This is a genomic window from Aurantibacter sp. (assembly GCF_042094015.1).
Taxonomy (GTDB): Bacteria; Bacteroidota; Bacteroidia; order Flavobacteriales; family Flavobacteriaceae; genus Aurantibacter.
Window position 1 is genome coordinate 1 of record NZ_JBELDZ010000023.1, and the last position, 25,826, is coordinate 25,826.

A 25,826-nucleotide genomic window follows, 5' to 3' on the forward strand; every position below is an offset into this window, starting at 1 on the left:
GGCCCGATGACAGCGTATTAAATGGAGCATATAAATTGCCAGAAATAATAGGAGTCCAAAAAATTAAGAGAGATTATTTTAATCGATTTTAAAAGTATAAGAAGTTGTTCCTTCTTTAATTATTTGTTTAATAGAAGTAGAATCGATGGTAATAGTTTGTGGTTGTCCATCAGAATATTTATTATTATTATTAGATGAAGTTTTTGAACTCTTATTATTTAATTTGTTCAATTTTTCAAAAGTAATTCTCGATGTTTTTTGATTTAAGAGTTTGTTAAAATCAATAGCCTTAAATGCTGGAATCGGTTTTAAAGTTGATAAATTTGAACTATCAAAATCATCATCTTTTTCATAATTAGTGAAAATAATTAAAATTCCGAAGAGTAGAATTCCGAATTTTAGATAGTTTTTCAGTTTTTGATTTTTCGTAAGTACACAAAGATGTTTAAAGTTAATAAAAATATTAAATGGTTAGCCGAAAATTAACCACAACGGTCTCGTATAAGAATAGTAGCGGGTTTTTAGCACTAACTTTTCGGTTAAATACAGACCTTTTTTATATTTGCTTACTTTCGTTTTTAGCGATAAAACCGCTATTATTTTTATACATTGTTGGTAGCCGTTTTTGTTTCATTCGATGTCATTCACAATTCCTTTTAATTTCAGGTGTGTAATTCCTCCGTTGAAATTTCCTTCAACCAATATGCTTGCACTATTTTCTCCTAATCGAGTTTTATTTGGTATAAATTGAGTTACTATTTCAGTTATATCGTTTGTTTCTACCAAACCTTTTTTTAAATCAACTACTGTGCAATTACAATTAGGAATTACTTTGTTAATAATCAAAGGTTCTTTCCCAATATTTTTAATTTTAAAAGTATAATTAATGGTGTCCAAATAGGTTATTATGCCAAAATCATATTCTGTAACAGGAATTTCAGCTTTACCATAAACATTATAAAATTTATTTTCTTTATAAGTGGATATTCCAATTACAATTAAAATAACTACAGTAATTAAAATGATATATATTTTTTTCATTTATTTTAACGTTTTGGAAAAAGAACTTCAAGTCCAATCATTGGATTTGATGTTCCAGTATTAAATTTTTTATAGCGTTTGTGCTCATTTGAAACACCTTTCCAGCCAGTATTATGGTAGTTAGACCAAGTTATTGATTTATTTTTTGAGCTTAAAGTATATCGAAACATTGGACCGAAATATGCATATTTTTCAACATTACCATATGTGTTAACCATTTCAACACCAACACAAATTCCATTTTCAAGGAAATCTATATCTAAATCTTCAACATCAACCCAAAGACGATACTTTTGATTTTTTGGTTTAACGTAAATATTCTTATTGTAAAGTTCCTTACCTGGTTTGTCCTCTTTTATGTTGTATTCATAAAATTTGATATTGAAAGTAGCTATATAGTTTGCATTTTTTCGCTTTTTGAGGTCAATATATACCCGTTTTACCTTGCCATTTTCTTTTCTTGGATTTTCTATAAGGATGCAAGTTTCATAACCAATTAATGAAGACATTCCAATATTTCCATCTCTATCTTCTCCTAATGTTTCTTTATCTTTATATTTTATTTTTTTTGAGGTTAGAATAACCTCATCTAATTCTTCAACATTAGGTTCTAAATTAACATCTAAATTTATAATAACTTTGCCTTTGTATTTATTAAGAAGTATTTTTTTTGATTTGTAACCTAATGTAGAAATTTTTAAGGTATCGTAAATACTATTCTTTATTTCTATTTCAAATTCTCCTTTATCATTTGCATATGTGCCACCACCATTCATCAAAACAACATTGGAATATTCTAATGCTTTTTGAGTTAGTGAATCCCTAATTGTTCCTTTAATCGTTTGGCTAAAACCTAAACTTGCTGAAAATGTAGTCAAAAAAATAAGTAGTCTTTTCATAAAAATTAATACCACCACATTTGTAAATGTGGTGGTTGTTTTTTTTAATTGTAGTTTAAACTTGTGGTGGTGTTACACCATCTGGACAATCAATAACTTCAAAAGTTTCCCATTGAAAAAGTCCAAAAAAAGCAGAGTGATAAGTGTGTATTCCTACACATCCATTATCCCAAACGTATGCAAAACTTCTTTCTTTTGCCTCTGCTTGTTGTGGGCTAACCATTGCTAATGCAAATACTGCTACTAAAGCTAATCCTTTAATTTTTTTCATTTTAATACAAATTAATTTTAAAATTTTCTAAACTCTATAAGTTTAAGGTCATTATAGTTTAGTTCGTGGACTATCCACTTTAGACCTGTTGGTGGCTTTCATTCTTCACTTTCAGAGAGTCAATTTACTTTTTTCTATCAAATTCCGTAAGTCGGATGGTCTTTAAAATTGCTCTGTTCGGTGTTCAAATGGCTACCAACTAGTATTGCCGCAATAATTGAGATTTTAACTAACAACAAAATTGGAACTATTATATAACCGACTCACTTCCATTTATATTTAAACTCTATAAATTGTTGTAATTGGTCATAAGTCAAACTTTATGTTAAAATAAAATATTTAAAAATAAAATTTCTGCGTTGAAAATTAATTAGAAAAGAACCTAACAACAGAGTAATGGCATTAAGAATATTAAATAATATTTATTATCAATTATCTTTTAAGCTATCTCTTTAAGAACGTATGTATAAAAAAACTAAAACTAATATAATATAGCAATAAGCTTTAACATAATTGTTTAGTATTAATACATCTACAAAGTCTAAAAATATAGAAATCAAAGCTACAATCATTAATACAATTAATATTCTTTTAATCATAATATTTTATGCCATTGAAACTAGTAATTTGCACTACAAATTACTGCAAGCAAAGCTAGATGATTAAGTAAATTAGATACTACAACTACTGAAATGGCTGCTAAATTCCTTTCAAACCATCTACAAAATCTCCTCAATTAACATTTTCTAATTCGTTTAATTCTGAGTTTTGCATTAAAGAACCAAATCAAATAAATAGCTTTTTATTCAACGATTAATTTAAGTATTGAGCTTTGTCCTGAAGGAGTAATTGTATTGGTTCTATTAGCCACAATGTTAACAAAATAAACTCCCGGACTAAAAAATTCTGCCTCTAAACGATATATAAACTGATTCTTATCATTTCGTTGATTCATTATGTCTTGATGAATTTTACGTCCAGCAAAATCAAAAACTTTTATAATACAACTTTCAAATTGGTAATTTACACTATTAGATAAAATAATATTAAAAATATTCTTTTGCTCTTTGACGACTATCAAATTTTCTTTTAAATCAAAATTATTAAGATTTAAAGTTGATGCTTCACCGCACAAAGTCAATGTCCAAGAAAGTAAACTACCGCCATCTCCATCAGCATTGTCAATAATTACTAATTCCCAATCTCCAAAGGAATTTTCTGAATCAAAAAAAGTTAGTGGTTGGAAAGGAATTAATGAACCAGCATAAGGGAGTATACAGTCTGTAGGCGAAGCAGTAGCGCTGTCGTCGTAGGTAGGACTGCCATAATCACCAAAATCCTCGCATAATTCATTATGCAAAATTATTTCTGAACCTAGAGGTGATCGCAATCTTATTGACATATCACCTATCCAAGAGTGTGTAGCAGATACATTTACTCTTACATCTTCTATTATTAAATCGTCTGTAACGTTAATTGTAGATGTAGTAACAGTAAGCGCATTTGGTCCAATGGACTCAACGTTAAAATTGTCATAATTAAAACAGCTTTGTGCATTAATAATAATACCATTTAATAAAAAAAGTAATAACCAAAATTTGTGTAATAATTTCATAATTTTTTTTAATTTTAAATTTAAATAAAGCATTGGGTACTTTAAATTAGATTTCTGTGAAATGCAAATTTATGTAGTTCAACATACGTTTCTTGTAGACGAATGCAAATCAACTAATTCTTTAATTATTCTTTTTTAAATAATGGGATGAAAAAAAAAAATTCATCTTATAGATTGTTTATAAAAATTTTAAAGGGTACTGAACCTTTCATATGTCTGAAATCTTCATATGCAACAAATATGAAATAAGGAATAATCACAATCGCAATAAGTAGATTAGTGAAAAAGAAAAAAACTAAAATATATTTTTTTTAACATCTATGAGATGTTTTTAGGTGTTTTAATTTATTTAGTTAGTTTTTTTATATCAATGAGCTTGACGAAACCACACCTAAATAGTAATTTTGAAAAGTGAAATAATGACTTATCAAATTCGCTTTTTGATTTTCAATAATCCCTTTAAATATGAAAATTGACCCAGTAATAATGATTTTTTGTAACTTCTTTACTTTTATTGTGTGGAATGCAATAATGAATTACATAGGATTCTACGTGAACGAAGATTTACTATTAACTAAATCTAACTATATACAGCAATTCTACCAAGAATCAAAAATTCTAAAAAATGAGAAGAAAATTTTTAATGTTTCAATAAATAAAGCATCTAGTCTTAATACTTTTGATAATCATAAAGTTAAAGACTCTACTTATATAGAAAATTTGATTTTAGATTACAAGTTTTTTTACAAAACCAATGAATTCGAGAAAGCAGAAGGTTTGTTGTGTGAATTACTTCAGATTGCTCAAATGGAAAACCAAACAGAACTCCAGGAATTTGCTTATTCAAGACTTTCAAGGTTATCGTTAAAGCAATTTGATTATTTATCTGCAAAACATTATTGCTTTTTGGCATTAGAGATTAATACAAAATATGAATACTTACATTCTTTAAGTGTTTCTTATTTAAGATTAGGTCAATACGAAAAAGCTGCTCAATTCGCTCATAAAGGCTTAATCTATGCTAAGAAAGATAAAGAAGATAAAAACCTAAACAATAAAGTATCTATTTTGTTAGGTGCAATTTACTACGATGTTGCTGTTGTTTACAACAATGATAAAGAATTATTAGGTATTGCTAAACATTACTTTGAGCAAGTTATTATTAATGATGGACACTTTGTTAATTTCGAGCTTGCGCAAATGAACATTGCAGGCATTGAAGAAAAGCTTCATCAATACAAAAATGCGAGGAACATACTTCTAAAAATCCTCGATAACCTAGTTAATCAAGAAAACCGAAAATATATATATTATAGGATTGCTAAAATTTACTATGCAGAAAATAACTTAGAGCTTGCAAAAATCTATTGTGAAAAAGCCATATTAAAACTTAATCCTGCGGTAAATGATTATTTTGCAATGGATTTTCATCTTCTTTTAGCCCAGATAAACAAACAACTTGGGCTAAATACTATTGCAAAACGAGATGCATATAAAGTCTATAGGCTAGCAAATATATCAACAGGTTATACCAATCAAATAGCGCAATCTTCTAAACTACTAGCGAAATTATATAAATTGGAGGAAAATCAGGATTCTGCCTATTTTTTTATTCAGAAATATTCTAAATTCAGAGATGAGGTGTCAAAACGGCAGGATGATAATAAGCTTTTAACATTACATTTAGTTCAGATTCATAAACAAAATATTATTGATGAAAAACAGAAAATATTCGAAATGAATTTTACTATTTACTCCCTTGTATCAATAATACTTATTTCGGTGTTTATCATATTATACCTTCGGAAAAAAAAACACAATACCCTCAATCAAGAATTATCTTTAGAACTCAAATCGCTCAAAGAGATAGTGAACATGTCATTAATTAAAAGTAGCATTCCTCCAAACAAAGCTATCATTAATAAAAAAGAAATAGAAACTCAGATGGAATGTAAACTTAATGATACTGATTGGAGCATCTTAAATACTTTGATTGACAATCCTATTATTAGCAATAAAGTACTGTCCCAAAAGGTCCACCTGAGTATTGCTGGTGTTCGTTCATCTCTAAAAAAGATGTATTCAATTTTTGGTATTGATAATAGTTACAGAGATAAAAGAATATTGTTAGTTATGAAGGTTGCGGACTTATTTAATAAATCTAAGGATTGATATTAATGCTTCTTTTTAATATTTTCATATTTATTTAATTCCGGAACAATCACAAATATAGGTACAATAGATAATTTAGGAGCTATTGATAGCCTAAGTTTTGATTTTGATAATCCTGGAACACTAACATTTATTAGTACAAGTCACCAAAGAGACTTTAACAATTCAGAAGTCTTATGCCCAGGGAGTTCATCTAGCACTTTTATCGTTAATGATAGTTATACAAATGAAAATACGGCAACATTAACTACAGAATTAGAAAGCACAACAAATTTTAATATTGTTGACGTAACTGGTACGTCAAATTCAAGTGGTACTATAGACGTTAACCTTCTAAATGGTTACACCAAGTCTTGGTGATACATTTACAATATTAACAGCAGGTAGTGTTTCTGTAACCTTTTCTACAACTAATTTACCAACAGGATATAATTGGAGTGTTAACTATTCGGCTTAAGAAGTTGTACTAGAGTTAGCTTCAACTTTAAGTAGTCAAGATTTTAATGTTTAATGTTTTATCTTATACCTTACACCCAAATCCCGCAAAAGACCATTTTACTATACAACAAGATTTAGCTTCTCAGATAGAAAAAGTAAATATTTACAATATGCTAGGACAAGCTGTTTTAACCATTAAGGAAACCAATATTAATACATCGAAATTGGCTTCAGGCTCAAATATTTTTCAAATTAATACCAATAAAGGAAAATTATCAAAGAAGCTTAACTTAGAATAAAAACTTCAGCAATCAACCTTTTAAAACTAGTTCTTAGAACATAATAAACTAGCAACAAAAAGTACTGTAGTAAAAAACCATTAATTTTTCACTAAAGTACTTCTATAGCTATTATCAAATATTAATCCCGATTTTGCTATTGCAAATACTTGATTATAGACTGCTTTTGAAAATTATCGCGGACTTTCTATCTCTGATTTATTTGCTGATTTTAGTGCTGAAACACTAAACGAACCATTAGAAATATCTAAATCTAATTTACTTCATCTAAATAGTTTTATAGTCTCTAATTACTTTTCGCCATTTAACAAATCCTACAAATGAGAAAATGGTGTATATAACTGTTAATGCAAAGTAATAGTTAAGATCTTTATTAAAATATAAGAATAAAGTTAATCCGTTAATTACTATCCAAAATAGCCAAGCACTTAACACTTTTTTGGCTTCTAAATAACTAGCAATAAAACTAAATATACTTGTAAAAGCATCTAAATAGGGACTTTCTGCATCTGTATAGGTTTTAAAAACATAACCTAAACCAAATGCTAAGCCAATACCAATTACTATTAAAACTATGTTTTGTGTTATAGAATTATTAGTAACTTTCATTTTACTGGAATTGGATTCGTTTTTTGTCCAAAGCCACAAACCGTATACACCAATAACTACGTAATAGATGTATAGTATAGCTTCAGAATACAATTTTATTTTATAAAACAAAAAGATACTTAATAACGATCCTGCTATTCCAAAATACCAACAAATTTTCTGTTCTTTAATTAATAGAATTAAATAGGTTAGTCCAAAAACTACAGCTATAATTTCTAAAATGGTATTTAGTTCCATTAAAATAGGTTTAAATAATTAATGTAAAATGTTTCGGAATTATATATTTTTCCTCGAAATGTAAAAGTAGTATTTGGTTTTGGTATGGAAAAGAAAGCTATAGAAAACCGTTCGTTATTTTCTGAGACATCTAAATTAACTTTATGGTTTAAGCCTTTTAGTTTTTCATCTAAAAAGTACTCTACTCCAAATCCTTTAAATCCAAATGCTTCAGGTTTAAAACCTAAATCCACTACTCTATTATTACTATTTTGGTAAGCTAATCCATTATCTAATCCATAGGGAAATACAGAAAACAAAGACACATCTTTATGTGTAGACAAACGTTCTGTTATGGTTTTATCTACTATTTTAGGATAGTAATTACAAGATATCATATGTCTAAAATTAGACTTATAGATTTCTATAAATTCGTTATTATTAAAAGATTTTAAAACTTCTAACTCTAAGTTAGTTACTGCTTTTTTAACCTCTAAAAACTCGGTTTTTAAATAAGAGTGGAATTCTCTTGGGAAATTTTCAACACTTGTAAATTCCGATAAAACAAAAGAATGTAATTGATCTGTACTATATTGGTTTAAACTGTTTTCTTGACCTAAAAAAGAATAGCCATCAAAAGCTTTATTATACTTAGCTTGTAAAAATTGTATTCTGTAATCTAATGGCTTCTCTAAAAACAACTTAAACGCAGAAATTAGATTTTTGGTCGAAAATGCTTCAGTATTAAAATTAAAAATATCGTTTTTAATCATTCTTTATATTTAAAAATAAATTACAAAACCTATATAATGTATTTATTAATCTGACTTATCGAGTTTAAAAATATCGTTTACTGGTTTATTAAATACCTCAGATAGTTTTAACGCCAAAATTGTAGAAGGCACATATCTACTTTTCTCTATAGAATTAATTGTTTGTCTAGAAACGCCAATTTTTTGTGCCAAATCATCTTGTGTTAAATTTAGCTCTGCTCTTTCTATTTTTAATCTATTCTGCACGTTCTAATCTTTTAATAGTTTCGAAATATAACAATTGAAAACCCATTAAAATAAATATGACTTCAAAAGAAGAAATATTATAAAAACTAATTACGCCATCTCCAGTAATCTTAGTTACAACCACATCTAAAACTATAGTAATAAGTGGTAAAAAAATACAATAAGCTGCTGCACACACAAATGCTAATACATAAGATAGAAACTTTACGTATTTATTAAACTCATCCTCAATAACTTCTTTACTTAAAGATGCTATCAATAAAAATAATAACATAAGTGTTCTTAAAACATCTTTTAATATTAGTGGTAAATTATTAGCGCCTAAAAATTTGTATGCTATTAAAAATACAAGTAAAGAAGCAGCTCCAAAATAACCTATTTTTTTAAATTTATGAGGTAATCTAAAATCAATTATTTTCATAATCTTTTCATATTCTCCTTGATTACAAGATGTTTCCTTTTTCATATTTAAATTTTAAATGATTAGCAAGCTTTACATAATGACAAATACACTTTACATTTTTATAAAAACAAAATTTTGTGTTTTATTAAAAAAGAAATATCAATTATTAATATACAACATAAAAAAAGCATCAATTTTAAAATTGATGCTTTTATCTTTTAATAAAAGTAAATTAATACTTTTATTTATTTAGAATGTAATCCTCTTAAAATTAAAATTCCAACCCTAACTAAAACAAAAGAAAATAAACCAAATGTAGCTGTTAGTAAAGATACTTTTAATCCTGCAGCAAATAAACTTGGATCTGGATTTCCCATAGACTCAACAGTATCAAAAGCAGAAATTAAACCTAAAATAGAAGCAAAAAAACCAATAACCAAACCTAATAAACTGCTCTCTCCAGCCATTTTTCTCATTTTAATAGATTGAGCTGCATCAGTTTTAGAGGTTATAAATCCTTTAACTAAAAAGAGAATTGAAATTACTAAACAAATCAGGATTAAGGACATCATTAAAGTTCCTCCTTCTGTGAATACATTTGATAAAAAAATTGATAAAGACATCATAATAAATGGTTTTAATTAAACATACCACAAATCTAAGATACTAATAAGCTTCTAATTATTAATTGCGATGAACAACCAATTTAATTCCCTAATTAACAAAAATGTAGAAAAGCATCCTAAATTGGTTATTCGTCTATAAATGTTATTTTGAAACACTAATTTATAGTACTATTGTAATATATGTTTACCAAAAAACAGATTTTAAATAAAATTAAGCAAATTGTACTCCATACTATATTTTGGAGTATTGTGCTTTTATTTTTTATATATTTTTTTGGTTTTGAAAGTAAAGATTCAGATTACATATTTACCTACTCGCTTTTTTTAATGCCAATAACAATTGCCACAACTTATATATCAATTTATAAATTAATTCCTGAATATTTAATTACAAAAAAGTATCTAAAGTTTAGTGTTTATACGCTTTATACATTTATAATTTCTACATATTTAATAATAGTTTCTATCTTTTTAGGATTAATTTTTTTATCAAGATTTCAGTATCAAGAAATGCCTCCAATTAGTAGAAACATTTTTTTTGTTATGCTTGCTGTTTATTCTGTAGTTATAATAGTTAGTGCTTTTAAACTATTAAAACTAAACTTAAAACACACCGAAGAAACTAAGCGTTTAGAAAACAAAATTTTAGAAACACAGTTGAAATTAAAAGAACAGGAACTTAATTATCTAAAAATGCAAATTCATCCGCATTTTTTGTTTAACACATTAAATACATTGTATGGTTTTGCTCTTAAAAAAGCAGATGAAACTCCAGAAATGATATTAAAATTATCTAACTTATTAGACTATTTATTATATCAGGCCGATAAACCTTTTGTATTATTATCTGAAGAGATAAATCATATAAACGATTACTTGTCTCTAGAAAATATGCGTTTTAACAATAGATTAAACGTAACCTTTAATTATGAAAACTGTTTAGAAAACACCTCAATTTCACCAATGCTTTTAATTCCTTTTATTGAAAATAGTTTTAAGCATGGCTATTTAAAAAATGGTATTTTAGATATTGTAATTTCATTATCAAGCACCAAAGAATTAATTTGTTTCTCTATTGAAAACACTAATTCTAAAAACAAAAAATCTAATAATGGTATTGGATTAATTAATATAAAAAAACGATTAGAACTTTTGTACAAAAACCAATATAAACTAGATATAATTGATAATAATTCTATTTTTAAAGTTAATTTAAATTTAAAAATTGAGTAAATGAAAACTCAAAAAAACATATCGTGTTTAATTGTTGATGATGAAGCTATTGCAAGAGAAATTATTGCTACTCACCTATCTAAATTAAACAACATTACTGTTATAGCAAGCTGTAGTAGTGCTATGGAAGCTTTAAACATTATTAGAACTAAAGAAATTGAATTACTTTTTTTGGATATTAATATGCCCGAAGTTTCAGGAATATCGTTAGCAAAATCTATTAACAAATCCATTAAGATAATATTTACAACTGCATACAGAGAATACGCAGTTGAAGGTTTTGAATTACAAGCTGTAGATTATTTATTAAAACCCGTATCTTTTGAACGTTTATTAAAATCTGTAAACACTTATTTTGATATTTATTCTAATCATAATGAAAATTTAATAACAGAAAAAGATAGCAATAAATTTATGTTTGTAAGAGCAGACAGAAAAATGATTAAAATTGATTTTAACGCTATTTGTTATATTGAAAGTTATAGTGATTATATTAAAATTCATTTAGATAAAGAAACTATAGTTACTAGGGAAACCATAAGTGCTATTGAAGCTAAATTACCAACTAAGCAGTTTATTAGAATTCACAGATCATTTATTGTTTCTATACCTAAAATAGAATCGTTTACAAACGAATATATTTCTATTAAAAAGAATGATTTAACTATTAGTAGAAGTTACAAAAAAGACGTTTTAAAACTTTTAGAAAATTATTAATCTTATTATTTATTCTTCAAATCTTCTTCAATATCTCTTAAATGTACATTTAGTGCATAAGTAGAAATTTGTATTTCTTTTATTAAGATTAATAAAGATATCATTAATAAAATTAATCCAAAACCAAAACACCATACAGCAATTTTATTAAAACCAACATAAATTAAAAACATTGTTATAACACAAAATAACAAACTAGTAATTCCGAATATTTGCATCCAACGCGTTAAGTTTAAACGTTGTTTTATATTCTTCATCTGAAAAATCAATGCCTCTTCCTGTTTTTCTAAATATTTATCTCTTAGGTTTCGTATAATAGACGCATAGGCTAAAAATCTATTGGTATAAGCTAACATTATCAAGGATATAGCAGAAAATAATAAAGCCGGTGTTGTTAAGGTAAGTTGTTCCATATCACAAAAATAAAAAAAGCTAAATCTATCTCTAAAATATTGATTGGCTAAATTCATTTATTTTTTATTAAATAAAGATCTAAACGTCAGTATATTTAGTGGCAGCTCAAGCATTACATGGGTAATACTAAAATATAAGGATACAATTAATCCTAAACTATAGCTATATAAATAACAAGCTAAAATAATAAGCCAAACCAATACCATCAACACCGTTTTTTTAATTGATAAATTTTTGTGCCACCCAATAACCGTTGTTTTTGAAAACCAATTTAAATAATGATATGTATAAGCAAAAGCAATAAATATTTGAATTTTCAAGTCTACTTTTTCATAAAAAAAGAATTTTAAATCCTCATAAAACCCTAAAAAATTGGACATATTGGCATTTAGGATATGAAAGTTATTTGAAATATAATTTTCTTTAGTAAACTCAGAAAATTTGTAATTAAATATATCTGTATTTATAAAACATAACAGAATAGGAATCAAAAACATTAAAACTACGTTAATTAGTCCATATTTAGATTTATTTTTTTTGATGCCATACCACATAAACAAAATAGTAAAAACAAATACATGAATTATAGTTGGTAAAAATAACCCTAAGAATAGATTATAAATAGTATTATTAAATAAGAAAACAGAAATCAGTATAGTTATTAATGCTCCAATATAAAATGTCCATTTCTTTTTTATGAACGTCTGAAAAATGGCTAATATTAATATAAATAATAATAAAGCATTTGTATATTTAAATACGTAATTATACAAAACACTATATAAAACATCGTTAATTAGTGGTTTTACTTGAGGAATACCTAAAACATAAGGTAAAGCATATATAAATGCGGCTATAAATACGATATACTTCCAGGTAGGATTTTTAACAAAAAAATTTTTATTAGAAATCCAGTTTATTTCGGTTAAGTAATGAAGTGGTCCTAAGAATGCATAACTAAATAAAAATAATTCAAAAGGATAAAAACAAGCTAAAGTTATACTGAAAAGTATAAGAAACGTATTTATATAATCCGTTTTTAATAACATTTTGAAAACTTTGAATTACTTAAAAAATTTTAGTTGATTTATTATTCTAATATAAGGATAAACACTTATTATCAGTTTAATAATTAAATAAAAAAGGCGAACTCAAACGAATTCGCCTTTTAAATAGTATAATGATTTCTAATAATTACACATGTAAAGCTCTGTCTTCCGTCGCAGCTAAAGCTGCTTCTTTTACTGCTTCAGCAAAAGTTGGATGTGCATGAGACATTCTTGAAATATCTTCAGCAGAAGCCTTGTATTCCATTGCAACAACAGCTTCGGCTATTAAATCGGCACAACGTGCACCAATCATATGTACTCCTAAAACTTCGTCGGTTGTTTTATCTGCTAAAATTTTAACAAAACCATCAATATCACCAGAAGCTCTTGCGCGACCTAATGCTCTAAATGGAAACTGCCCTACTTTATATTCTGTATTGTCTGCTTTTAATTCTTCTTCTGTTTTACCAACAGCAGCTACTTCTGGCCACGTGTAAACTACACCAGGAATTAAGTTATAATCTATATGTGGTTTTTGACCTGCCATAGTTTCGGCTACAAAAACACCTTCTTCTTCTGCTTTATGCGCTAACATAGCACCTTTAATAACATCGCCAATAGCGTAAATGTTAGAAGCGCTTGTTTGTAAATGATCGTTAACTTCTATTTGTCCACGTTCGTTAATTTTAACGCCAGCAGCTTCAGCATTTAAACCATCTGTGTAAGGTCTTCTTCCAACAGAAACTAAACAATAATCGCCTTTAATAATTACTTCTTCTCCTTTTTTATTATCAGCTTTTACGATAACTTCATCGCCAACACGTTCCACAGATTTTACTTTGTGAGATACATTCATTTTACATTTAGCCTTCTTAAAAACTTTATTAAGTTCTTTAGATAAACTTCCATCCATTGTTGGGATAATACGATCCATATATTCTACAACAGTAACTTCAGATCCTAAACGTCTATAAACCTGACCTAACTCTAAGCCAATAACTCCTCCGCCAATAATAACTAAATGCTTAGGGATTTCTTTAAGTTTTAAAGCTTCGGTAGAAGTAATAACACGTTCTTTATCTAATTTTATAAATGGTAATGTAGATGGTTTAGAACCAGTAGCTATAATAGTTTTTTTAGCTTCAATCTCTATTGTTTCTTCACCTTTAATAGTAATATGGGTTGCATCTTTAAAAGATCCCATTCCATTATATACATCGATATTATTTTTCTTCATTAAGAAGTCAATTCCTCCTGTTGTTTGGTCTACAACTGCTTGTTTACGACCAATCATTTTTTCAAGATTCACTTTAATATCTCCAGGGATTTCTATTCCATGATCTTCAAAATGCTTTGTTGCCTCTTCATAATGATGAGAAGAACTTAATAAAGCCTTACTTGGAATACATCCTACATTTAAACATGTTCCACCAAGTGTACTATATTTTTCTATTATGGCAGTTTTCATGCCTAATTGTGCACAACGAATAGCTGCAACATATCCTCCAGGTCCTGAGCCAATAATGGCAACATCATATGAATTCATAAAATTATTTTTTGTTGTATTTTTTAAACGATTACAAAAATACGGTTTTGTAATTTATTAGACGAAATAGATTATAAAAATTAATCTACATTAATTACGTGAGTTTGTTTAACCTCATTAATTACAAACATACTATGTGTACTACTAATATGATTAATTGTCGTTAATTTTTCTACCATAAAAGTTCTAAATGCTTTCATATCCTTCACAATTACCTTAATTAAATAATCGTAATCACCACTAATATGATAACACTCTAAAACTTCTGGTAATAAAGCCACTTCTTTCTCGAATCTAACCACATATTCCTGAGTATGTTGAACTAACTTAACGTGACAAAACGTGACAAAATTTTTCTGAACTAATTCTTTAGAAACTAATGCTACATAATTTCTTATAATCCCTTGATTTTCTAATTTTTTAATACGCTCATATACCGCAGTTACGGATAAATTTAATTGGTTTGAAAGTGCTTTTGTAGTCTGTTTACTGTCAGTTTGTATTAACTGTAATAATTTTTTATCTATAGAATCTAAAGCCATAAACTAGATTGTTTTTAATATATTATTAAATTTCAACAACAATATTAGAAAATAAATCAACAATATAATATAAAAATAGATTTTTAATCTAAAAAAAAACAAAATGATTGATTTAAAGTCTAAAATAACTGAAATTTGTAAAGTAAATAAAAACTATGAAAGAGTTTATAATAATTGGTGCAGGACAAGCTGGCTTATCTATGGCTTATTACCTAAAGCAATTAAATAAAGATTATTTGATTTTAGATGCCAATGATGTTATTGGGAAACCTTGGTTAAAACGTTGGGATTCTCTTAAACTATTTACTCCATCAGAATATAACAACTTACCTGGGCTTAATTTTCCAAATAAAAAAGGGCATTATGCTAGTAAGTATGAGGTTGCTGACTATTTAAAAACTTATGTCGAAACTTTTAATATACCTATAGAATTTAATCAAAAGGTAAATTCTCTTGAAAAAAAAGAGGCTTATTTTTTAATAAAAAGTGATAATAAAACCTATCAAACAAAAAATGTTGTCATTGCTACTGGACCTTTTCATACGCCATTTACACCTTTATGTCATAAAAAAATAGATCCTTCTATTACTCAAATACATAGCGAACATTATAAAAACCCTACTCAACTCCAAGATGGAGATACTTTAGTTGTTGGCGCTGGAGATTCTGGTGTTCAAATTTTAGAAGAAATATCTAATACAAATAGAAAAGTTTTTTTTTCAGGTAAAACAAATATTTCAAGCTTACCTCAAGAATTTTTAGGTAAAACTTTATGGTGGTGGTTTAGTAAAATTGGTTTTTTATCATTTAATAAATATTCCTTTATAGGAAAAAAAATAAGTAAAGGGTTACAACCTGTAATTGGCACTGATGTTAAAGCATTATTTAAAAAATCAAATATAACTTGTGTTGGTAGAACTTTAGATGCTAATGGCAAAGAATTAGTATTTGAAAAAGATAAAATAAATACCATAAAAAATATTGTCTGGGCTACAGGCTTCAAACCCAATTTTAATTGGATCAAAGATATAGAATTAGACGAAAACAATTACCCTGAAAACCATAGAGGAATTAGCACTACAAAAGGAATTTACTATTTAGGTTTACCTTGGTTATATACTAGAGGTTCTGCCACTTTAGGTGGTGTTAAAAAAGATGCAAAATATTTACATGATTATATAAAAAAGAGCTAAACATGCTTAATGAATGAAAAACAATTTTGATAACATAGAAAATAAAAGAAAAGACGGTTCTGTTTGGTTTAACGATTTAACCAGAAAAAGAACAAATGGTCCTACTTTTAAAGATCATCGGTATACTGAGTATTCTGATGAAACCAAATCGGTACATTCTGGACAATATGACGATCCAAGTACAGGTGCTTTAGGCACACCTATTTTTCAATGTTCAACATTTTATCTTAACGAATCTTCTTACAAAGCGATTGAAGAAGGACGCGGAAGAGACGAAATGATTTATACCAGATATGGCAATCCATCGCAATGGAGTGTTCAAGAAAAAGTATCTGCTTTAGAAAATGCCGAAAGTAGCATTGTCTTTTCTTCTGGAATGGCAGCTATTTCTTCTGCTATATTGGCTATGTTAGATAAAGGCAGTCATATTGTATCTTCAAGAGATATTTATGGCGGAACTTATAATTTTTTATACGAAGATTTAGATAAATTTGGAATGTCTGTGACTTTTACTTCTCCAACAAATATTGAAGAGATTGAAGCTGCAATTCAGTACGATACCAAATTATTATATTTTGAAGCGCTAACAAATCCGCTTTTAAAAATAACACCAATTGAAGATCTTGCTTTATTAGCAAAAAAACATAATTTAAGACTAATAATAGACAATACTTTTTTAACGCCTTACAATGTAAAAATGTTAGATTTAGGTGTTGATTTAGTTGTGAACTCTGCTACTAAATACTTAAATGGACATTCAGATTTAATTGGTGGAACTGTTTCTGGTTCTCGTAAATTAGTAGATAGAATTTGGCCGCAAATGCTTAAAAATGGCGGTTCTATGGATCCACATGCTTGTTTTATGTTAGAGCGTAGTTTAAAAACATTTGCGTTACGAATGAAAACCCACAATTCTAATGCGTTAGAATTGGCTGAATATTTAGAGAATCATCCTAAAATAAAAAAAGTATATTATCCAGGACTAAAATCGCATCCACAAAGTGAATTAGCAAAAAAACAATTAAAAGGAAGAAATTCTGGAATGATTAGTTTTGAAATTGAAGGCGGAGATAAAAAATCTCACGAACTTCTTAACGCTTTAAAATTACCTAAAGAAGCAACAAGTTTAGGTGGCGTAGAAAGTTTAATTTCTTTACCGTATAATACATCTCAAGCCTCTTTAACAAAAGAACAACGTAAATCTATTGGCATAAATGATGGGTTAATTAGATTATCGGTTGGTATTGAAGATATTAACGACATTATTTCAGATTTCGATCAAGCATTAAGTACAATATTTTAAATTTTTAAAGATATGTTAAACAATATAAATGTATCAGGATTAAGCGAATACGCTAACGAAGTAAAAGAAAACAACATACAAGGAAAAGCATCTTATGGCGTTGAATTAAATTGGGAAAGTGGCACAAAAACACGTGTTAAAACAAAAAACATGGTTTTAGGAAATCATAAATTAATTCGCGATTTTAGTTTTATAATAGATGAACCTACACAGTTATTAGGTGTTAATTGTGCTCCAAACCCTGCTGAATATATGTTAGGCGGATTAGCTGGTTGTATGGCTGTAACTTTTATGGCTGGAGCAACAGCAATGGATATTCAAATAAGTGAATTAAAACTTGAAATTGATGGCGAATTAGACTTACAAGGTTTCTTAGGTTTAAATTCAGAAATTAATGCAGGATTTCCAGAGTTAAAATTTATTTTTCACGTTAAAGGTTCTGGTACGAAAGAGCAATACAAAAACTTAATGGATAGAGTAACAAGGCATTCGCCAAACTATAATACTTTTAAAAACGAAGTTAAAATGATTGGAGAATTAAACGCTTAATTCAACTATTATATTAAATAATAAAAAGGCGAATTAGAAATTACTAATTCGCTTTTTTATTATCAAATTTTATCAATTATCTTCTATGCAGAAATCAGTTATTAAAAATACGTTTAGTTAACTGACCAATAAAACCATCCATCTTATCAGTTTCAGGTTTAAAACCTTTCATATTTAAACGATTTTTATCTTTATATATTTTCAATTTGAATAAAGCAGAAGTCAAATCATCTGGATTTAAAAAAGGATATCTTAAATCTAAATACTCATAATTATTTACATCTACTTTAATTACATTATAATAATCATTACTAAACCAAGTTAAGGATTCTAAATCTGGAAAATTTACTAAATCAATTATACGCTCTTTAGAAATTTTATTCCAATTAGTAAATCGATTCGTTTCATCAAACAAAGAATAATAACCTACATAATAATCTGCTTCTGTATCTGCAATAGCATACCACAAAAAATTATTTAAAATAGTTGGTTGAGAAGAAAATCGACTAACCTCAATCTGTTTGTCTTTTAATGTTTCTCTAAACAAATAGTCTATATAAAACTTATTACAAACTGTAAAAAACATATATGTAGAACTAATTATAAAACCATAACGTAACCATTTTTTCCTATTAATACTTGTTCGTTTAAAAAACATAACGATAATTATACAAATCAAAAATGGCAAAGTATAAAATGGATCTGCTACCGCTATATTATTAAAAGCCACTCTATAATTAGAAAAAGGCGCAAATAATTGCGTACCATAAGGTGTAAAACAGTCTAAAATTGGATGTGTAAATAGCGACCAAAAAAACAACAAAACCCAATCTTTTAAATTTGTTGAATTTACTCGTTTTCTAGAATTATATAATTTATAGGTTATCCAACCAAAAATAAAACAAGCCAAAATTGAAAACAAAATAGAATGCATAAAGCCTCTATGAAATAGCATAGCATCAATTTCATTACCATAAAGCAAACTGCCAATAAAAACATCTAAATCTGGAATTGTTCCACCAACTGCACCAAACAATAGCGCTTTATTTCCAATTTTTTTTCCTAAAACAGCTTCTCCACAAGCTGCTCCAAGTACAATTTGAGTTAATGAGTCCATAATTAAAAGCTAAGTTACTACAACGTTTTGTTATTTGCATAACTTCTTCAAAAATCGTAACATTACATTCCTTAAATAAAAAATAAATGCAAGACCAAAATAACTTATCTGAAACCAAAATTGAAGATCAAAAAATCATCAATAATAAAGAGTTAAACCTTTTTGAAGCTTTAATTCCTGTAGTTATACTAATGTGTTTATTAGCCTATAACATATTTTTTGTAGAAGACCAAGAATGGTTTGGTAGTTATACTAACCAAATTATTTTATTAATTGGTGGTTTAGTTGCTGCTGGTGTTGGATTATTTAATAAAGTGTCTATAAACACTATGGGTAAAGAAATTTGGGAAAACCTTAAAAGTGTTTTTGTTCCAATTATGATTTTATTTTTAGTAGGAGCATTAGCTGGCACCTGGTTAGTTAGTGGAATAATTCCAGCTATGGTATATTATGGCTTACAAGTGTTAAATCCAGATATTTTCTTACCTGCATCAGTTATTATAGCAGCTGTAATATCTATAGCTACAGGAAGTTCTTGGACCACTTCTGCTACAGTCGGGATTGCTTTAATTGGAATTGGAACTGCATTAGGAATTTCTCCAGGAATGATTGCTGGAGCTGTTTTATCTGGCGCCTATTTTGGAGATAAAATGTCACCATTAAGTGATACTACCAACCTTGCTCCTGCAATGGCTGGAACAGATTTATTTACACATATTAAATATATGTCAATTACTACTATTCCTACAATACTTATAACATTAATAGTCTTTGCAATTTTAAGCGCCACAATAGATACTTCTGGAAGCGCAGATGTTTCGGAACTTTTAACTACTATTAGTTCTACATTTAATATTACACCAATACTTTTTTTAGTTCCTGGGTTAGTAATAGCATTAATTCTATTTAAAACAAAACCACTTATAGCTTTGGCTAGTGGAATAATTGCTGCTATTATTTTTGCTTTTATTTTTCAACCGAACATTTTAGATAACCTTGCTAGCACTAAGTTTCAAGCAATTATAAACTCAATTTTTACAGACACGAATATTGTTACATCAAACGAAAAATTAAATGAACTATTTAGTTCTGGAGGAATGAATGGAATGCTTTGGACTATATATCTAATTACTTGCGCTATGTTTTTTGGAGGAATAATGGATGGAATTGGTGCTTTATCTAGAATAACAAATGCGCTATTAAAATTAGCAACTTCTGCCTTTGGTCTTTTTGCAAGTACAGTTATAAGTTGCCTAGGATTAAATGTTGTAGCATCAGATCAATATTTGGCTTTAGTAATCCCTGGTAAAATGTTTAAGAAAGCTTATGAAGATAGAGGTTTAGCTCCAGAAAATTTAAGTAGAACCTTAGAAGATTCTGGAACAGTAACTTCCGTTTTAATTCCTTGGAACACTTGTGGTGCTTATCAAAGTGGTGTTTTAGGTGTTGGTGTTGGCGAGTATTTTGTTTATGCAATTTTTAATTGGTTAAGTCCATTTACAACCTTGTTATTTGCTGCTTTAAACATTAAAATAAAACAACTTATTGAAAAATAGTAAAAAATTATACTAACGATAATTAATTATAAAAAAAACTTATAGAGTTATAAAAATTTAAGATTTTTATAACTCTATTTTTTTAGAAGTAGATAGTATCTTTGTTACAGAAATTAATAACAACATAAATATATAGATATGGCAATTGTAGGAAAAAAATTCCCTGATTTAAGTGTTAACGCAATGAATGAAATGGGCGATACTTTTAAATTAAACGTTTTAGAAGAAGCTATTAATAACAAGAAAAAAGTAATATTATTCTGGTATCCAAAAGATTTTACTTTTGTTTGCCCAACAGAATTACACGCTTTTCAAGCTGCTCTAGGTGAGTTTGAAAAAAGAAATACAGTTGTAATTGGAGCATCTTGTGATACTGCAGAAGTTCACTTTGCATGGTTAAGTACAGCTAAAGATAATGGTGGAATTGAAGGTGTAACTTACCCGTTATTAGCAGATTCTAATCGTAACTTAGCATCTACATTAGGAATTTTAGATATTACTAACGAGCAGTACAATGAAGAAACTGGAGTTGTAACTGTAGATGGAGATAATGTAACCTACAGAGCTACTTATTTAATCGACGAAGAAGGAATTGTATTTCATGAAGGTGTAAACCATATGCCGGTTGGACGTAATGTAAACGAGTTTTTACGCTTAATTGATGCTTATTCTCATGTACAAACAAACGGAGAAGTTTGTCCTGCAAATTGGGAAGAAGGTAAAGATGCAATGGCTCCTAATGCAAAAGGAACTGCTGCTTACTTAGCATCTCACTAACAAAACATACCATTTAAGCACCAACAACTTACATGTTAAGTATTGGTGCTTATTTTTTAAACTAAAAAATTATGATACAAGAATTAGAAAAAGATAATTTATCAGAAATTGTAAGTTCTAACGAAACTGTTATTGTACAATATTCGGCTACTTGGTGTGGAAACTGTAGAATTATGAAGCCAAAATTCAAAAAACTAGCTACAGAAAACGAAGCAATCACTTTTATTATTGCTGATGCTGAAAAATTTCCAGAATCAAGAAAATTAGCAAACGTAGATAATTTACCAACTTTTGCTACATTTAAAAATGGAGAAAAAGTAAACCAAACGCAAACCAACAAGTTTGATGTTTTAAAAGAATTGGTTAACGAAGTTGTTTAATTATTAATACTAATTTTTCTGAATTACGAAAATAAAAATAAAGCAATTCTATGAAACTACCTGTAATAAAACATCTAACACAATTTATAGTAGAAAACGACGAAGATTATTTAGTTGAAACAATAGAAACTCTTGAAGCTTTAACAGAAGTATCATCCTTAAAAGATGAAGAATTAGATGTTATTGGTGAATTAATTTCTAATATGTATGGCGCTTTAGAGGTTAATAAAATGACTAAAGAAGGTATGCCGCAAAAAGAAGCTTTAAACAATTTTATGAAACGTGTTTTAGGTTCTATTGATAAATAAAATCAACACATAATAAGTATACAAATGGCAAAAATAACATTTAAAGGTTCAGAAATTAATTCAATTGGAAACCTTCCAGATTTAAACACTAAAGCACCAAATTTTAAATTAACTGCTGCTGATTTATCAACTAAAACTTTAGAAGATTTTAACGGACAAAACGTTTTATTAAATATTTTTCCAAGCGTAGATACTGGAACTTGTGCTGCATCTGTAAGGCAATTTAATACAGAAGCATCAGAATTAGAAAACACAAAAGTATTATGTGTTTCTAAAGATTTACCTTTTGCTCAAGCTCGTTTTTGTGCTGCTGAAGGTTTAGAAAACGTAATTAATTTATCAGATTTTAAAACAAATAATTTTGGAAATGACTACGGTACAACTTTAACTGATAGTCCATTAGAAGGATTACACTCTAGAGCAGTTGTTGTAATAGATAAAAACGGAACTGTAATTTACACAGAACATGTTGCAGAAGTTACAGAAGAACCAAATTATAAAGCCGCTTTAGAAGCTTTAGTTAATTTATAAAAATCCAAATTATAATATTTATAAAAAAAGAGGAACTAATTAGTTCCTCTTTTTTTATAATTCTCTAAGAAATCACCTTTAGGTTTGCCTTTAGAAAAAGAACTAAATGGTAACGAATAAAAAGGTCTTGTTATTTTTCTAGCTTCTTCGTTTGTTGCATTTTCATATTCAATCTTATAAATTGCTGAATAAATCATTGCACGACCAGTTCCATGATAACAATGCATTAAAACTGGATAATTAGTTTTGTTATCTAATATTTTATAAACACTATCTAAATTAGCTTGGGTAGGTATTTGTACCGATGGAATGTTATAATAATCTACGTTACTAATTGCATTTACAGCTTGTCTTTCTGCATCAATTTCTTTCATAGTTGCAGGATTTAAATCGTCTCCTACGCCTCCATGTCTAAAATCAATAACCGTTTTTATATTATTTTCTTTTAAATAACCTTCAATTTTATTTGGAGGAATAACACCAGACTTAAAAACTTTCCCTTCCGAAACAGTGCCAAAGTTATAATTAACTTTAGTATTGTATAAATGCTGTGCAACCATTGCAAAAACAATAGCTACAAGTATTAATCCTAACCTATTAAAGATGCTTTTTTTTGTCATTTTATTCTGCTGTTAATTTTTTATCAATAATTCTATTCATATAATCCTGAATAAAACTTTTTGCTTTAATTCTTAATGTATTTTTTATAGAGTCTGATACTTTTTTTAGTGGTTTTTCTAATCCTTTATCCTCAATGTTATAAAAACCAATATCTTTTTCACTATCAAAGACATAAATATAATCATCTTGTTGCAAATGAAATGTAGAGCTACTATTTGTAATGGCAAAAGGTTTAACTAATGTATCGTTTAAAACGCTTCTACCCCAACTTCTAATTGGTTTATTATAACCAACTATATCTACAATGGTAGGATAAACATCTATTTGCTGAGCTAAAGAATTATTTACGCCTTTATAATCTCCTTTTGGTGAAAACAAAATAATTGGAACTGAAAACCTGTTTAATGCTTTAGCATAATATGGATAATCTATTAAATTTGTATGATCTCCGGTAATTACAAAAACAGAATTATTATACCATTCTTTTGTTTTAGCTTCTTTAAAAAATTCTTTTAAAGCATTATCTGTATAACCTACACATTTATGCATTGGCAAAGTTCCTAATGGATATTTACCTTTATCTTTTTTAGGGATTATATATGGTGAATGAGAAGATAACGTAAATACTGTAGCCATAAATGGTTCTACTTTTTTAGCTAAAACAGAGTTAACATGCTTTAAATAAGGTTTATCCCAAATTCCCCAAAGCCCATCAAAATCATCGTCATTATTATATTCTGTTTTACCGTAATAATGATCAAAACCAAGAATATTACTAAAACCTAAAAACCCCATAGAACCATTTGGAGCACCATGAAAAAAAGAAGTATCATAATGCATTTCATTTAAAATAGAAACTACAGATTGTGTATCCTGATTTGAGTAAGGTGATGATGTGTAAGCAACTTTAAATGATGGAATTCCTGCTAATACAGAAGACATTCCATGAATAGACTTTCTACCATTTGCAAAAGTATTAGGAAATATTAAACTTTCTTGACTTAATGAATCTAAAAAAGGGGTATAACTTTTATAGTTTGGAATGTTGGTGTTAGTATTAAATGCACCAATATATTCTCTACTTAAACTTTCAACAATTAAAATAACAACGTTTGGCTTATCTTTAGTTACATTATTATATTGTTTTATTGGATTTAAAACAGTTTTAACAATGTCTTCAGAAATTTTATTCTGTTTTTTAAAATAATTTTTATTTATAGTTCTAATAAGTGCAAATGGTGTATTTAAAACCATATCTGCTTGTGATAATATTTTAACGTGCCTACTTGCATCTACTAAAGTAATTGGTCTAGTACTGTGTTTAAAATCCCCTCTAATTCCACCAATACATAATGTTGCAATAACAAGGAATATAACAACAGAACTCAAAAAATATCCTAAACCAGAATTAGTGGTTAAATGGTTTTTAAATTTTATTAGCTTATAAACTTTAATCCATATAAATGCAACAATAAAAAACAACACAAACACATGCCAGTAATCTCTTAAGAAAACAAAAAACAACCCCAAGCCATTAGATTCATTTTGAACAGCTTCTAAAGCTGCTGTAGTTGTTCTTGTTTGCGTAAATTTATAATATATAAAATCTACAAAATTTAAAGCATATGCTATTAAGTTTGTAATAAAATATAAATAAAATAGTACTTTTTGATATCTTTTAGAGGTATTAAAAACTAGAGGAAGTATACTAAAAAGAATAAATAAAGAGTTTATATAAAGGATTGCAGTAGTATCGAAAGCAAAACCTCTATAACAAATGTTTAAAAAATCAGATATCGAATTTATATCAATTAATTCTAGGTTATATATATAAAATAAAACACGCGCTAATTGATAAAAAAAGAATACTAATAAAAGTCTATAAAAAAATATGATGTATTCTTCTAATCTGCCAAAAAAAATCATTCAGGAAGTTTATATTTGTATTAAATTTATACAAAATTACTAAATTAGAATGTAATCTAAATCTATTATGAATAAAACAAAAGAAAGTTTCTTAGTTAATAGAATTAAAAGTGTTGGCTACGCTTTTAAAGGTATGTTACATTTATTAAAAAATGAAGCGAGTATAAAAGTTCAATTTTTTATTGCTTTATTAACGATTGGTTTAGGGTTTTACTTTGAGATATCTTCTTTAGAGTGGATTTTACAGACTTTTGCTATTGGACTTGTTATGAGTATTGAAGGCGTAAATACGGCAATCGAAAAGACAGCTGATTTTATTCACCCAGAACACCATACCAAAATAGGTGTAATTAAAGATGTTGCTGCTGGAGCAGTTTGTATAGCTTCATTCTCCGCAATAATTGTTGGATGTATTATTTATATTCCAAAGTTTATGAGTTAAATTTGTTGTTAATA

General features: G+C 27.6%; 30 protein-coding genes. 13 read left to right on the forward strand and 17 right to left on the reverse strand.

What is annotated here, in order from left to right; all coding sequences use genetic code 11:
• Positions 1–78 precede the first annotated feature (78 nt).
• The 5 genes from ACFDSN_RS05155 to ACFDSN_RS05175 all read right to left on the reverse strand — a co-directional run bounded on the left by ACFDSN_RS05155 (position 79) and on the right by ACFDSN_RS05175 (position 3,826).
• Positions 79–231 (reverse strand): hypothetical protein, encoded by a 153-nt coding sequence (locus tag ACFDSN_RS05155; protein ID WP_375238766.1) that lies wholly within the window; start codon positions 229–231, stop codon positions 79–81.
• 399 nt (positions 232–630) lie between these two features.
• Positions 631–1,041: a DUF1573 domain-containing protein gene (locus ACFDSN_RS05160; RefSeq protein WP_375238767.1), complete on the reverse strand. Its 411-nt coding sequence runs from the start codon at positions 1,039–1,041 to the stop codon at positions 631–633.
• 5 nt (positions 1,042–1,046) lie between these two features.
• Complete coding sequence (locus tag ACFDSN_RS05165; protein WP_375238768.1) at positions 1,047–1,940, reverse strand: carboxypeptidase-like regulatory domain-containing protein; 894 nt, start codon at positions 1,938–1,940, stop codon at positions 1,047–1,049.
• A gap of 55 nt (positions 1,941–1,995) precedes the next feature.
• Entirely contained in the window at positions 1,996–2,211 is a 216-nt protein-coding gene (locus tag ACFDSN_RS05170; protein WP_375238769.1) for a hypothetical protein, read from the reverse strand.
• Between the two features lie 802 nt (positions 2,212–3,013).
• Positions 3,014–3,826 carry a proprotein convertase P-domain-containing protein gene (locus ACFDSN_RS05175; protein WP_375238770.1) on the reverse strand — a complete coding sequence of 271 codons (813 nt, stop codon included), beginning with the start codon at positions 3,824–3,826 and terminating at the stop codon, positions 3,014–3,016.
• 552 nt (positions 3,827–4,378) lie between these two features.
• On the opposite strand from ACFDSN_RS05175, the gene ACFDSN_RS05180 reads away from it, so the two are divergent.
• Both ACFDSN_RS05180 and ACFDSN_RS05185 read left to right on the forward strand, forming a co-directional pair.
• Complete coding sequence (locus tag ACFDSN_RS05180) at positions 4,379–5,998, forward strand: winged helix-turn-helix transcriptional regulator (RefSeq protein ID WP_375238771.1); 1,620 nt, start codon at positions 4,379–4,381, stop codon at positions 5,996–5,998.
• 503 nt (positions 5,999–6,501) lie between these two features.
• A complete protein-coding gene (locus tag ACFDSN_RS05185; protein ID WP_375238772.1) occupies positions 6,502–6,735 on the forward strand; it encodes a T9SS type A sorting domain-containing protein in 234 nt (77 codons plus the stop codon).
• Positions 6,736–7,002: 267 nt separating this feature from the next.
• Here ACFDSN_RS05185 and pnuC read toward each other — a convergent pair whose 3' ends face one another.
• From pnuC to ACFDSN_RS05210, 5 genes are all read right to left on the reverse strand, one after another.
• A complete protein-coding gene (pnuC, locus tag ACFDSN_RS05190) occupies positions 7,003–7,581 on the reverse strand; it encodes a nicotinamide riboside transporter PnuC (RefSeq protein ID WP_375238773.1) in 579 nt (192 codons plus the stop codon).
• Positions 7,581–8,333, reverse strand: a complete 753-nt coding sequence (locus ACFDSN_RS05195; RefSeq protein ID WP_375238774.1) for a 2OG-Fe(II) oxygenase family protein — start codon at positions 8,331–8,333, stop codon at positions 7,581–7,583. Before ACFDSN_RS05195 ends, pnuC begins: the two co-directional genes overlap by 1 nt.
• Positions 8,334–8,378: 45 nt before the next feature.
• Positions 8,379–8,579, reverse strand: coding sequence for a helix-turn-helix transcriptional regulator (locus ACFDSN_RS05200; RefSeq protein ID WP_375238775.1), 201 nt, complete (start codon positions 8,577–8,579; stop codon positions 8,379–8,381).
• Positions 8,569–9,045, reverse strand: a complete 477-nt coding sequence (locus tag ACFDSN_RS05205) for a hypothetical protein (protein ID WP_375238776.1) — start codon at positions 9,043–9,045, stop codon at positions 8,569–8,571. Before ACFDSN_RS05205 ends, ACFDSN_RS05200 begins: the two co-directional genes overlap by 11 nt.
• Before the next feature lie 182 nt (positions 9,046–9,227).
• Positions 9,228–9,608, reverse strand: coding sequence for a MotA/TolQ/ExbB proton channel family protein (locus ACFDSN_RS05210; protein WP_375238777.1), 381 nt, complete (start codon positions 9,606–9,608; stop codon positions 9,228–9,230).
• Positions 9,609–9,935: 327 nt separating this feature from the next.
• Between ACFDSN_RS05210 and ACFDSN_RS05215 the strand changes: the two genes are divergently transcribed.
• A complete protein-coding gene (locus ACFDSN_RS05215; protein ID WP_375238778.1) occupies positions 9,936–10,841 on the forward strand; it encodes a sensor histidine kinase in 906 nt (301 codons plus the stop codon).
• Positions 10,842–11,558: a LytR/AlgR family response regulator transcription factor gene (locus ACFDSN_RS05220; protein WP_375238779.1), complete on the forward strand. Its 717-nt coding sequence runs from the start codon at positions 10,842–10,844 to the stop codon at positions 11,556–11,558. It begins immediately after the preceding gene.
• Between the two features lie 5 nt (positions 11,559–11,563).
• Here the strand turns inward: ACFDSN_RS05220 and ACFDSN_RS05225 are convergent, their stop codons facing one another.
• The 4 genes from ACFDSN_RS05225 to ACFDSN_RS05240 all read right to left on the reverse strand — a co-directional run bounded on the left by ACFDSN_RS05225 (position 11,564) and on the right by ACFDSN_RS05240 (position 15,109).
• Entirely contained in the window at positions 11,564–11,971 is a 408-nt protein-coding gene (locus tag ACFDSN_RS05225) for a DUF2721 domain-containing protein (protein ID WP_375238801.1), read from the reverse strand.
• Between the two features lie 57 nt (positions 11,972–12,028).
• Entirely contained in the window at positions 12,029–13,021 is a 993-nt protein-coding gene (locus tag ACFDSN_RS05230; protein ID WP_375238780.1) for a hypothetical protein, read from the reverse strand.
• A 145-nt stretch (positions 13,022–13,166) separates the two neighbouring features.
• Entirely contained in the window at positions 13,167–14,567 is a 1,401-nt protein-coding gene (lpdA, locus tag ACFDSN_RS05235) for a dihydrolipoyl dehydrogenase (RefSeq protein WP_375238781.1), read from the reverse strand.
• An 80-nt stretch (positions 14,568–14,647) separates the two neighbouring features.
• A complete protein-coding gene (locus ACFDSN_RS05240; protein ID WP_375238782.1) occupies positions 14,648–15,109 on the reverse strand; it encodes an Lrp/AsnC family transcriptional regulator in 462 nt (153 codons plus the stop codon).
• 155 nt (positions 15,110–15,264) lie between these two features.
• Here ACFDSN_RS05240 and ACFDSN_RS05245 point away from each other — a divergent pair, with 155 nt between their 5' ends.
• From ACFDSN_RS05245 to ACFDSN_RS05255, 3 genes are read left to right on the forward strand one after another with little or no spacing between them, the layout of a single operon-like run.
• Entirely contained in the window at positions 15,265–16,302 is a 1,038-nt protein-coding gene (locus tag ACFDSN_RS05245; RefSeq protein ID WP_375238783.1) for a flavin-containing monooxygenase, read from the forward strand.
• 13 nt (positions 16,303–16,315) lie between these two features.
• A complete protein-coding gene (locus tag ACFDSN_RS05250; protein WP_375238784.1) occupies positions 16,316–17,605 on the forward strand; it encodes a trans-sulfuration enzyme family protein in 1,290 nt (429 codons plus the stop codon).
• Positions 17,606–17,617: 12 nt separating this feature from the next.
• A complete protein-coding gene (locus ACFDSN_RS05255; RefSeq protein ID WP_375238785.1) occupies positions 17,618–18,154 on the forward strand; it encodes an OsmC family protein in 537 nt (178 codons plus the stop codon).
• A 94-nt stretch (positions 18,155–18,248) separates the two neighbouring features.
• On the opposite strand, the gene ACFDSN_RS05260 is transcribed toward ACFDSN_RS05255, so the two are convergent.
• Complete coding sequence (locus tag ACFDSN_RS05260) at positions 18,249–19,271, reverse strand: metal-dependent hydrolase (RefSeq protein WP_375238786.1); 1,023 nt, start codon at positions 19,269–19,271, stop codon at positions 18,249–18,251.
• 86 nt (positions 19,272–19,357) lie between these two features.
• Here ACFDSN_RS05260 and nhaC point away from each other — a divergent pair, with 86 nt between their 5' ends.
• The 5 genes from nhaC (at position 19,358) to tpx (ending at position 22,823) form a co-directional block, all read left to right on the forward strand.
• The gene (gene nhaC / locus ACFDSN_RS05265) at positions 19,358–20,827 is read left to right on the forward strand and encodes a Na+/H+ antiporter NhaC (RefSeq protein WP_375238787.1); all 1,470 of its coding nucleotides are present in this window, start codon (positions 19,358–19,360) and stop codon (positions 20,825–20,827) included.
• Between the two features lie 138 nt (positions 20,828–20,965).
• On the forward strand, positions 20,966–21,604 hold the full coding sequence (locus ACFDSN_RS05270; RefSeq protein WP_375238788.1) for a peroxiredoxin: 639 nt from the start codon (positions 20,966–20,968) through the stop codon (positions 21,602–21,604).
• Between the two features lie 71 nt (positions 21,605–21,675).
• Entirely contained in the window at positions 21,676–21,984 is a 309-nt protein-coding gene (locus tag ACFDSN_RS05275) for a thioredoxin family protein (RefSeq protein ID WP_375238789.1), read from the forward strand.
• Positions 21,985–22,034: 50 nt separating this feature from the next.
• Positions 22,035–22,292 carry a hypothetical protein gene (locus ACFDSN_RS05280; protein WP_375238790.1) on the forward strand — a complete coding sequence of 86 codons (258 nt, stop codon included), beginning with the start codon at positions 22,035–22,037 and terminating at the stop codon, positions 22,290–22,292.
• 24 nt (positions 22,293–22,316) lie between these two features.
• A complete protein-coding gene (gene tpx / locus ACFDSN_RS05285) occupies positions 22,317–22,823 on the forward strand; it encodes a thiol peroxidase (protein ID WP_375238791.1) in 507 nt (168 codons plus the stop codon).
• 35 nt (positions 22,824–22,858) lie between these two features.
• Here tpx and ACFDSN_RS05290 read toward each other — a convergent pair whose 3' ends face one another.
• Positions 22,859–23,443: a dual specificity protein phosphatase family protein gene (locus tag ACFDSN_RS05290; protein WP_375238792.1), complete on the reverse strand. Its 585-nt coding sequence runs from the start codon at positions 23,441–23,443 to the stop codon at positions 22,859–22,861.
• 1 nt (position 23,444) lies between these two features.
• Positions 23,445–25,370, reverse strand: coding sequence for an LTA synthase family protein (locus ACFDSN_RS05295; RefSeq protein WP_375238793.1), 1,926 nt, complete (start codon positions 25,368–25,370; stop codon positions 23,445–23,447).
• A 67-nt stretch (positions 25,371–25,437) separates the two neighbouring features.
• Between ACFDSN_RS05295 and ACFDSN_RS05300 the strand changes: the two genes are divergently transcribed.
• The gene (locus ACFDSN_RS05300; RefSeq protein WP_375238794.1) at positions 25,438–25,812 is read left to right on the forward strand and encodes a diacylglycerol kinase; all 375 of its coding nucleotides are present in this window, start codon (positions 25,438–25,440) and stop codon (positions 25,810–25,812) included.
• The last annotated feature ends 14 nt before the right edge of the window (positions 25,813–25,826 follow it).

Coding starts and splice junctions, on each gene's coding strand:
- ACFDSN_RS05160 (WP_375238767.1), bottom strand. CDS start 1,041: ATGAAAAAAATATATATCATTTTAATTACTGTAGTTATTTTAATTGTA.
- ACFDSN_RS05165 (WP_375238768.1), bottom strand. CDS start 1,940: ATGAAAAGACTACTTATTTTTTTGACTACATTTTCAGCAAGTTTAGGT.
- ACFDSN_RS05170 (WP_375238769.1), bottom strand. CDS start 2,211: ATGAAAAAAATTAAAGGATTAGCTTTAGTAGCAGTATTTGCATTAGCA.
- ACFDSN_RS05175 (WP_375238770.1), bottom strand. CDS start 3,826: ATGAAATTATTACACAAATTTTGGTTATTACTTTTTTTATTAAATGGT.
- ACFDSN_RS05185 (WP_375238772.1), top strand. CDS start 6,502: ATGTTTAATGTTTTATCTTATACCTTACACCCAAATCCCGCAAAAGAC.
- pnuC (WP_375238773.1), bottom strand. CDS start 7,581: ATGGAACTAAATACCATTTTAGAAATTATAGCTGTAGTTTTTGGACTA.
- ACFDSN_RS05195 (WP_375238774.1), bottom strand. CDS start 8,333: ATGATTAAAAACGATATTTTTAATTTTAATACTGAAGCATTTTCGACC.
- ACFDSN_RS05205 (WP_375238776.1), bottom strand. CDS start 9,045: ATGAAAAAGGAAACATCTTGTAATCAAGGAGAATATGAAAAGATTATG.
- ACFDSN_RS05210 (WP_375238777.1), bottom strand. CDS start 9,608: ATGATGTCTTTATCAATTTTTTTATCAAATGTATTCACAGAAGGAGGA.
- ACFDSN_RS05215 (WP_375238778.1), top strand. CDS start 9,936: ATGCCAATAACAATTGCCACAACTTATATATCAATTTATAAATTAATT.
- ACFDSN_RS05220 (WP_375238779.1), top strand. CDS start 10,842: ATGAAAACTCAAAAAAACATATCGTGTTTAATTGTTGATGATGAAGCT.
- ACFDSN_RS05225 (WP_375238801.1), bottom strand. CDS start 11,971: ATGGAACAACTTACCTTAACAACACCGGCTTTATTATTTTCTGCTATA.
- ACFDSN_RS05230 (WP_375238780.1), bottom strand. CDS start 13,021: ATGTTATTAAAAACGGATTATATAAATACGTTTCTTATACTTTTCAGT.
- lpdA (WP_375238781.1), bottom strand. CDS start 14,567: ATGAATTCATATGATGTTGCCATTATTGGCTCAGGACCTGGAGGATAT.
- ACFDSN_RS05240 (WP_375238782.1), bottom strand. CDS start 15,109: ATGGCTTTAGATTCTATAGATAAAAAATTATTACAGTTAATACAAACT.
- ACFDSN_RS05245 (WP_375238783.1), top strand. CDS start 15,265: ATGAAAGAGTTTATAATAATTGGTGCAGGACAAGCTGGCTTATCTATG.
- ACFDSN_RS05250 (WP_375238784.1), top strand. CDS start 16,316: ATGAAAAACAATTTTGATAACATAGAAAATAAAAGAAAAGACGGTTCT.
- ACFDSN_RS05255 (WP_375238785.1), top strand. CDS start 17,618: ATGTTAAACAATATAAATGTATCAGGATTAAGCGAATACGCTAACGAA.
- ACFDSN_RS05260 (WP_375238786.1), bottom strand. CDS start 19,271: ATGGACTCATTAACTCAAATTGTACTTGGAGCAGCTTGTGGAGAAGCT.
- nhaC (WP_375238787.1), top strand. CDS start 19,358: ATGCAAGACCAAAATAACTTATCTGAAACCAAAATTGAAGATCAAAAA.
- ACFDSN_RS05270 (WP_375238788.1), top strand. CDS start 20,966: ATGGCAATTGTAGGAAAAAAATTCCCTGATTTAAGTGTTAACGCAATG.
- ACFDSN_RS05275 (WP_375238789.1), top strand. CDS start 21,676: ATGATACAAGAATTAGAAAAAGATAATTTATCAGAAATTGTAAGTTCT.
- ACFDSN_RS05280 (WP_375238790.1), top strand. CDS start 22,035: ATGAAACTACCTGTAATAAAACATCTAACACAATTTATAGTAGAAAAC.
- tpx (WP_375238791.1), top strand. CDS start 22,317: ATGGCAAAAATAACATTTAAAGGTTCAGAAATTAATTCAATTGGAAAC.
- ACFDSN_RS05290 (WP_375238792.1), bottom strand. CDS start 23,443: ATGACAAAAAAAAGCATCTTTAATAGGTTAGGATTAATACTTGTAGCT.
- ACFDSN_RS05295 (WP_375238793.1), bottom strand. CDS start 25,370: ATGATTTTTTTTGGCAGATTAGAAGAATACATCATATTTTTTTATAGA.
- ACFDSN_RS05300 (WP_375238794.1), top strand. CDS start 25,438: ATGAATAAAACAAAAGAAAGTTTCTTAGTTAATAGAATTAAAAGTGTT.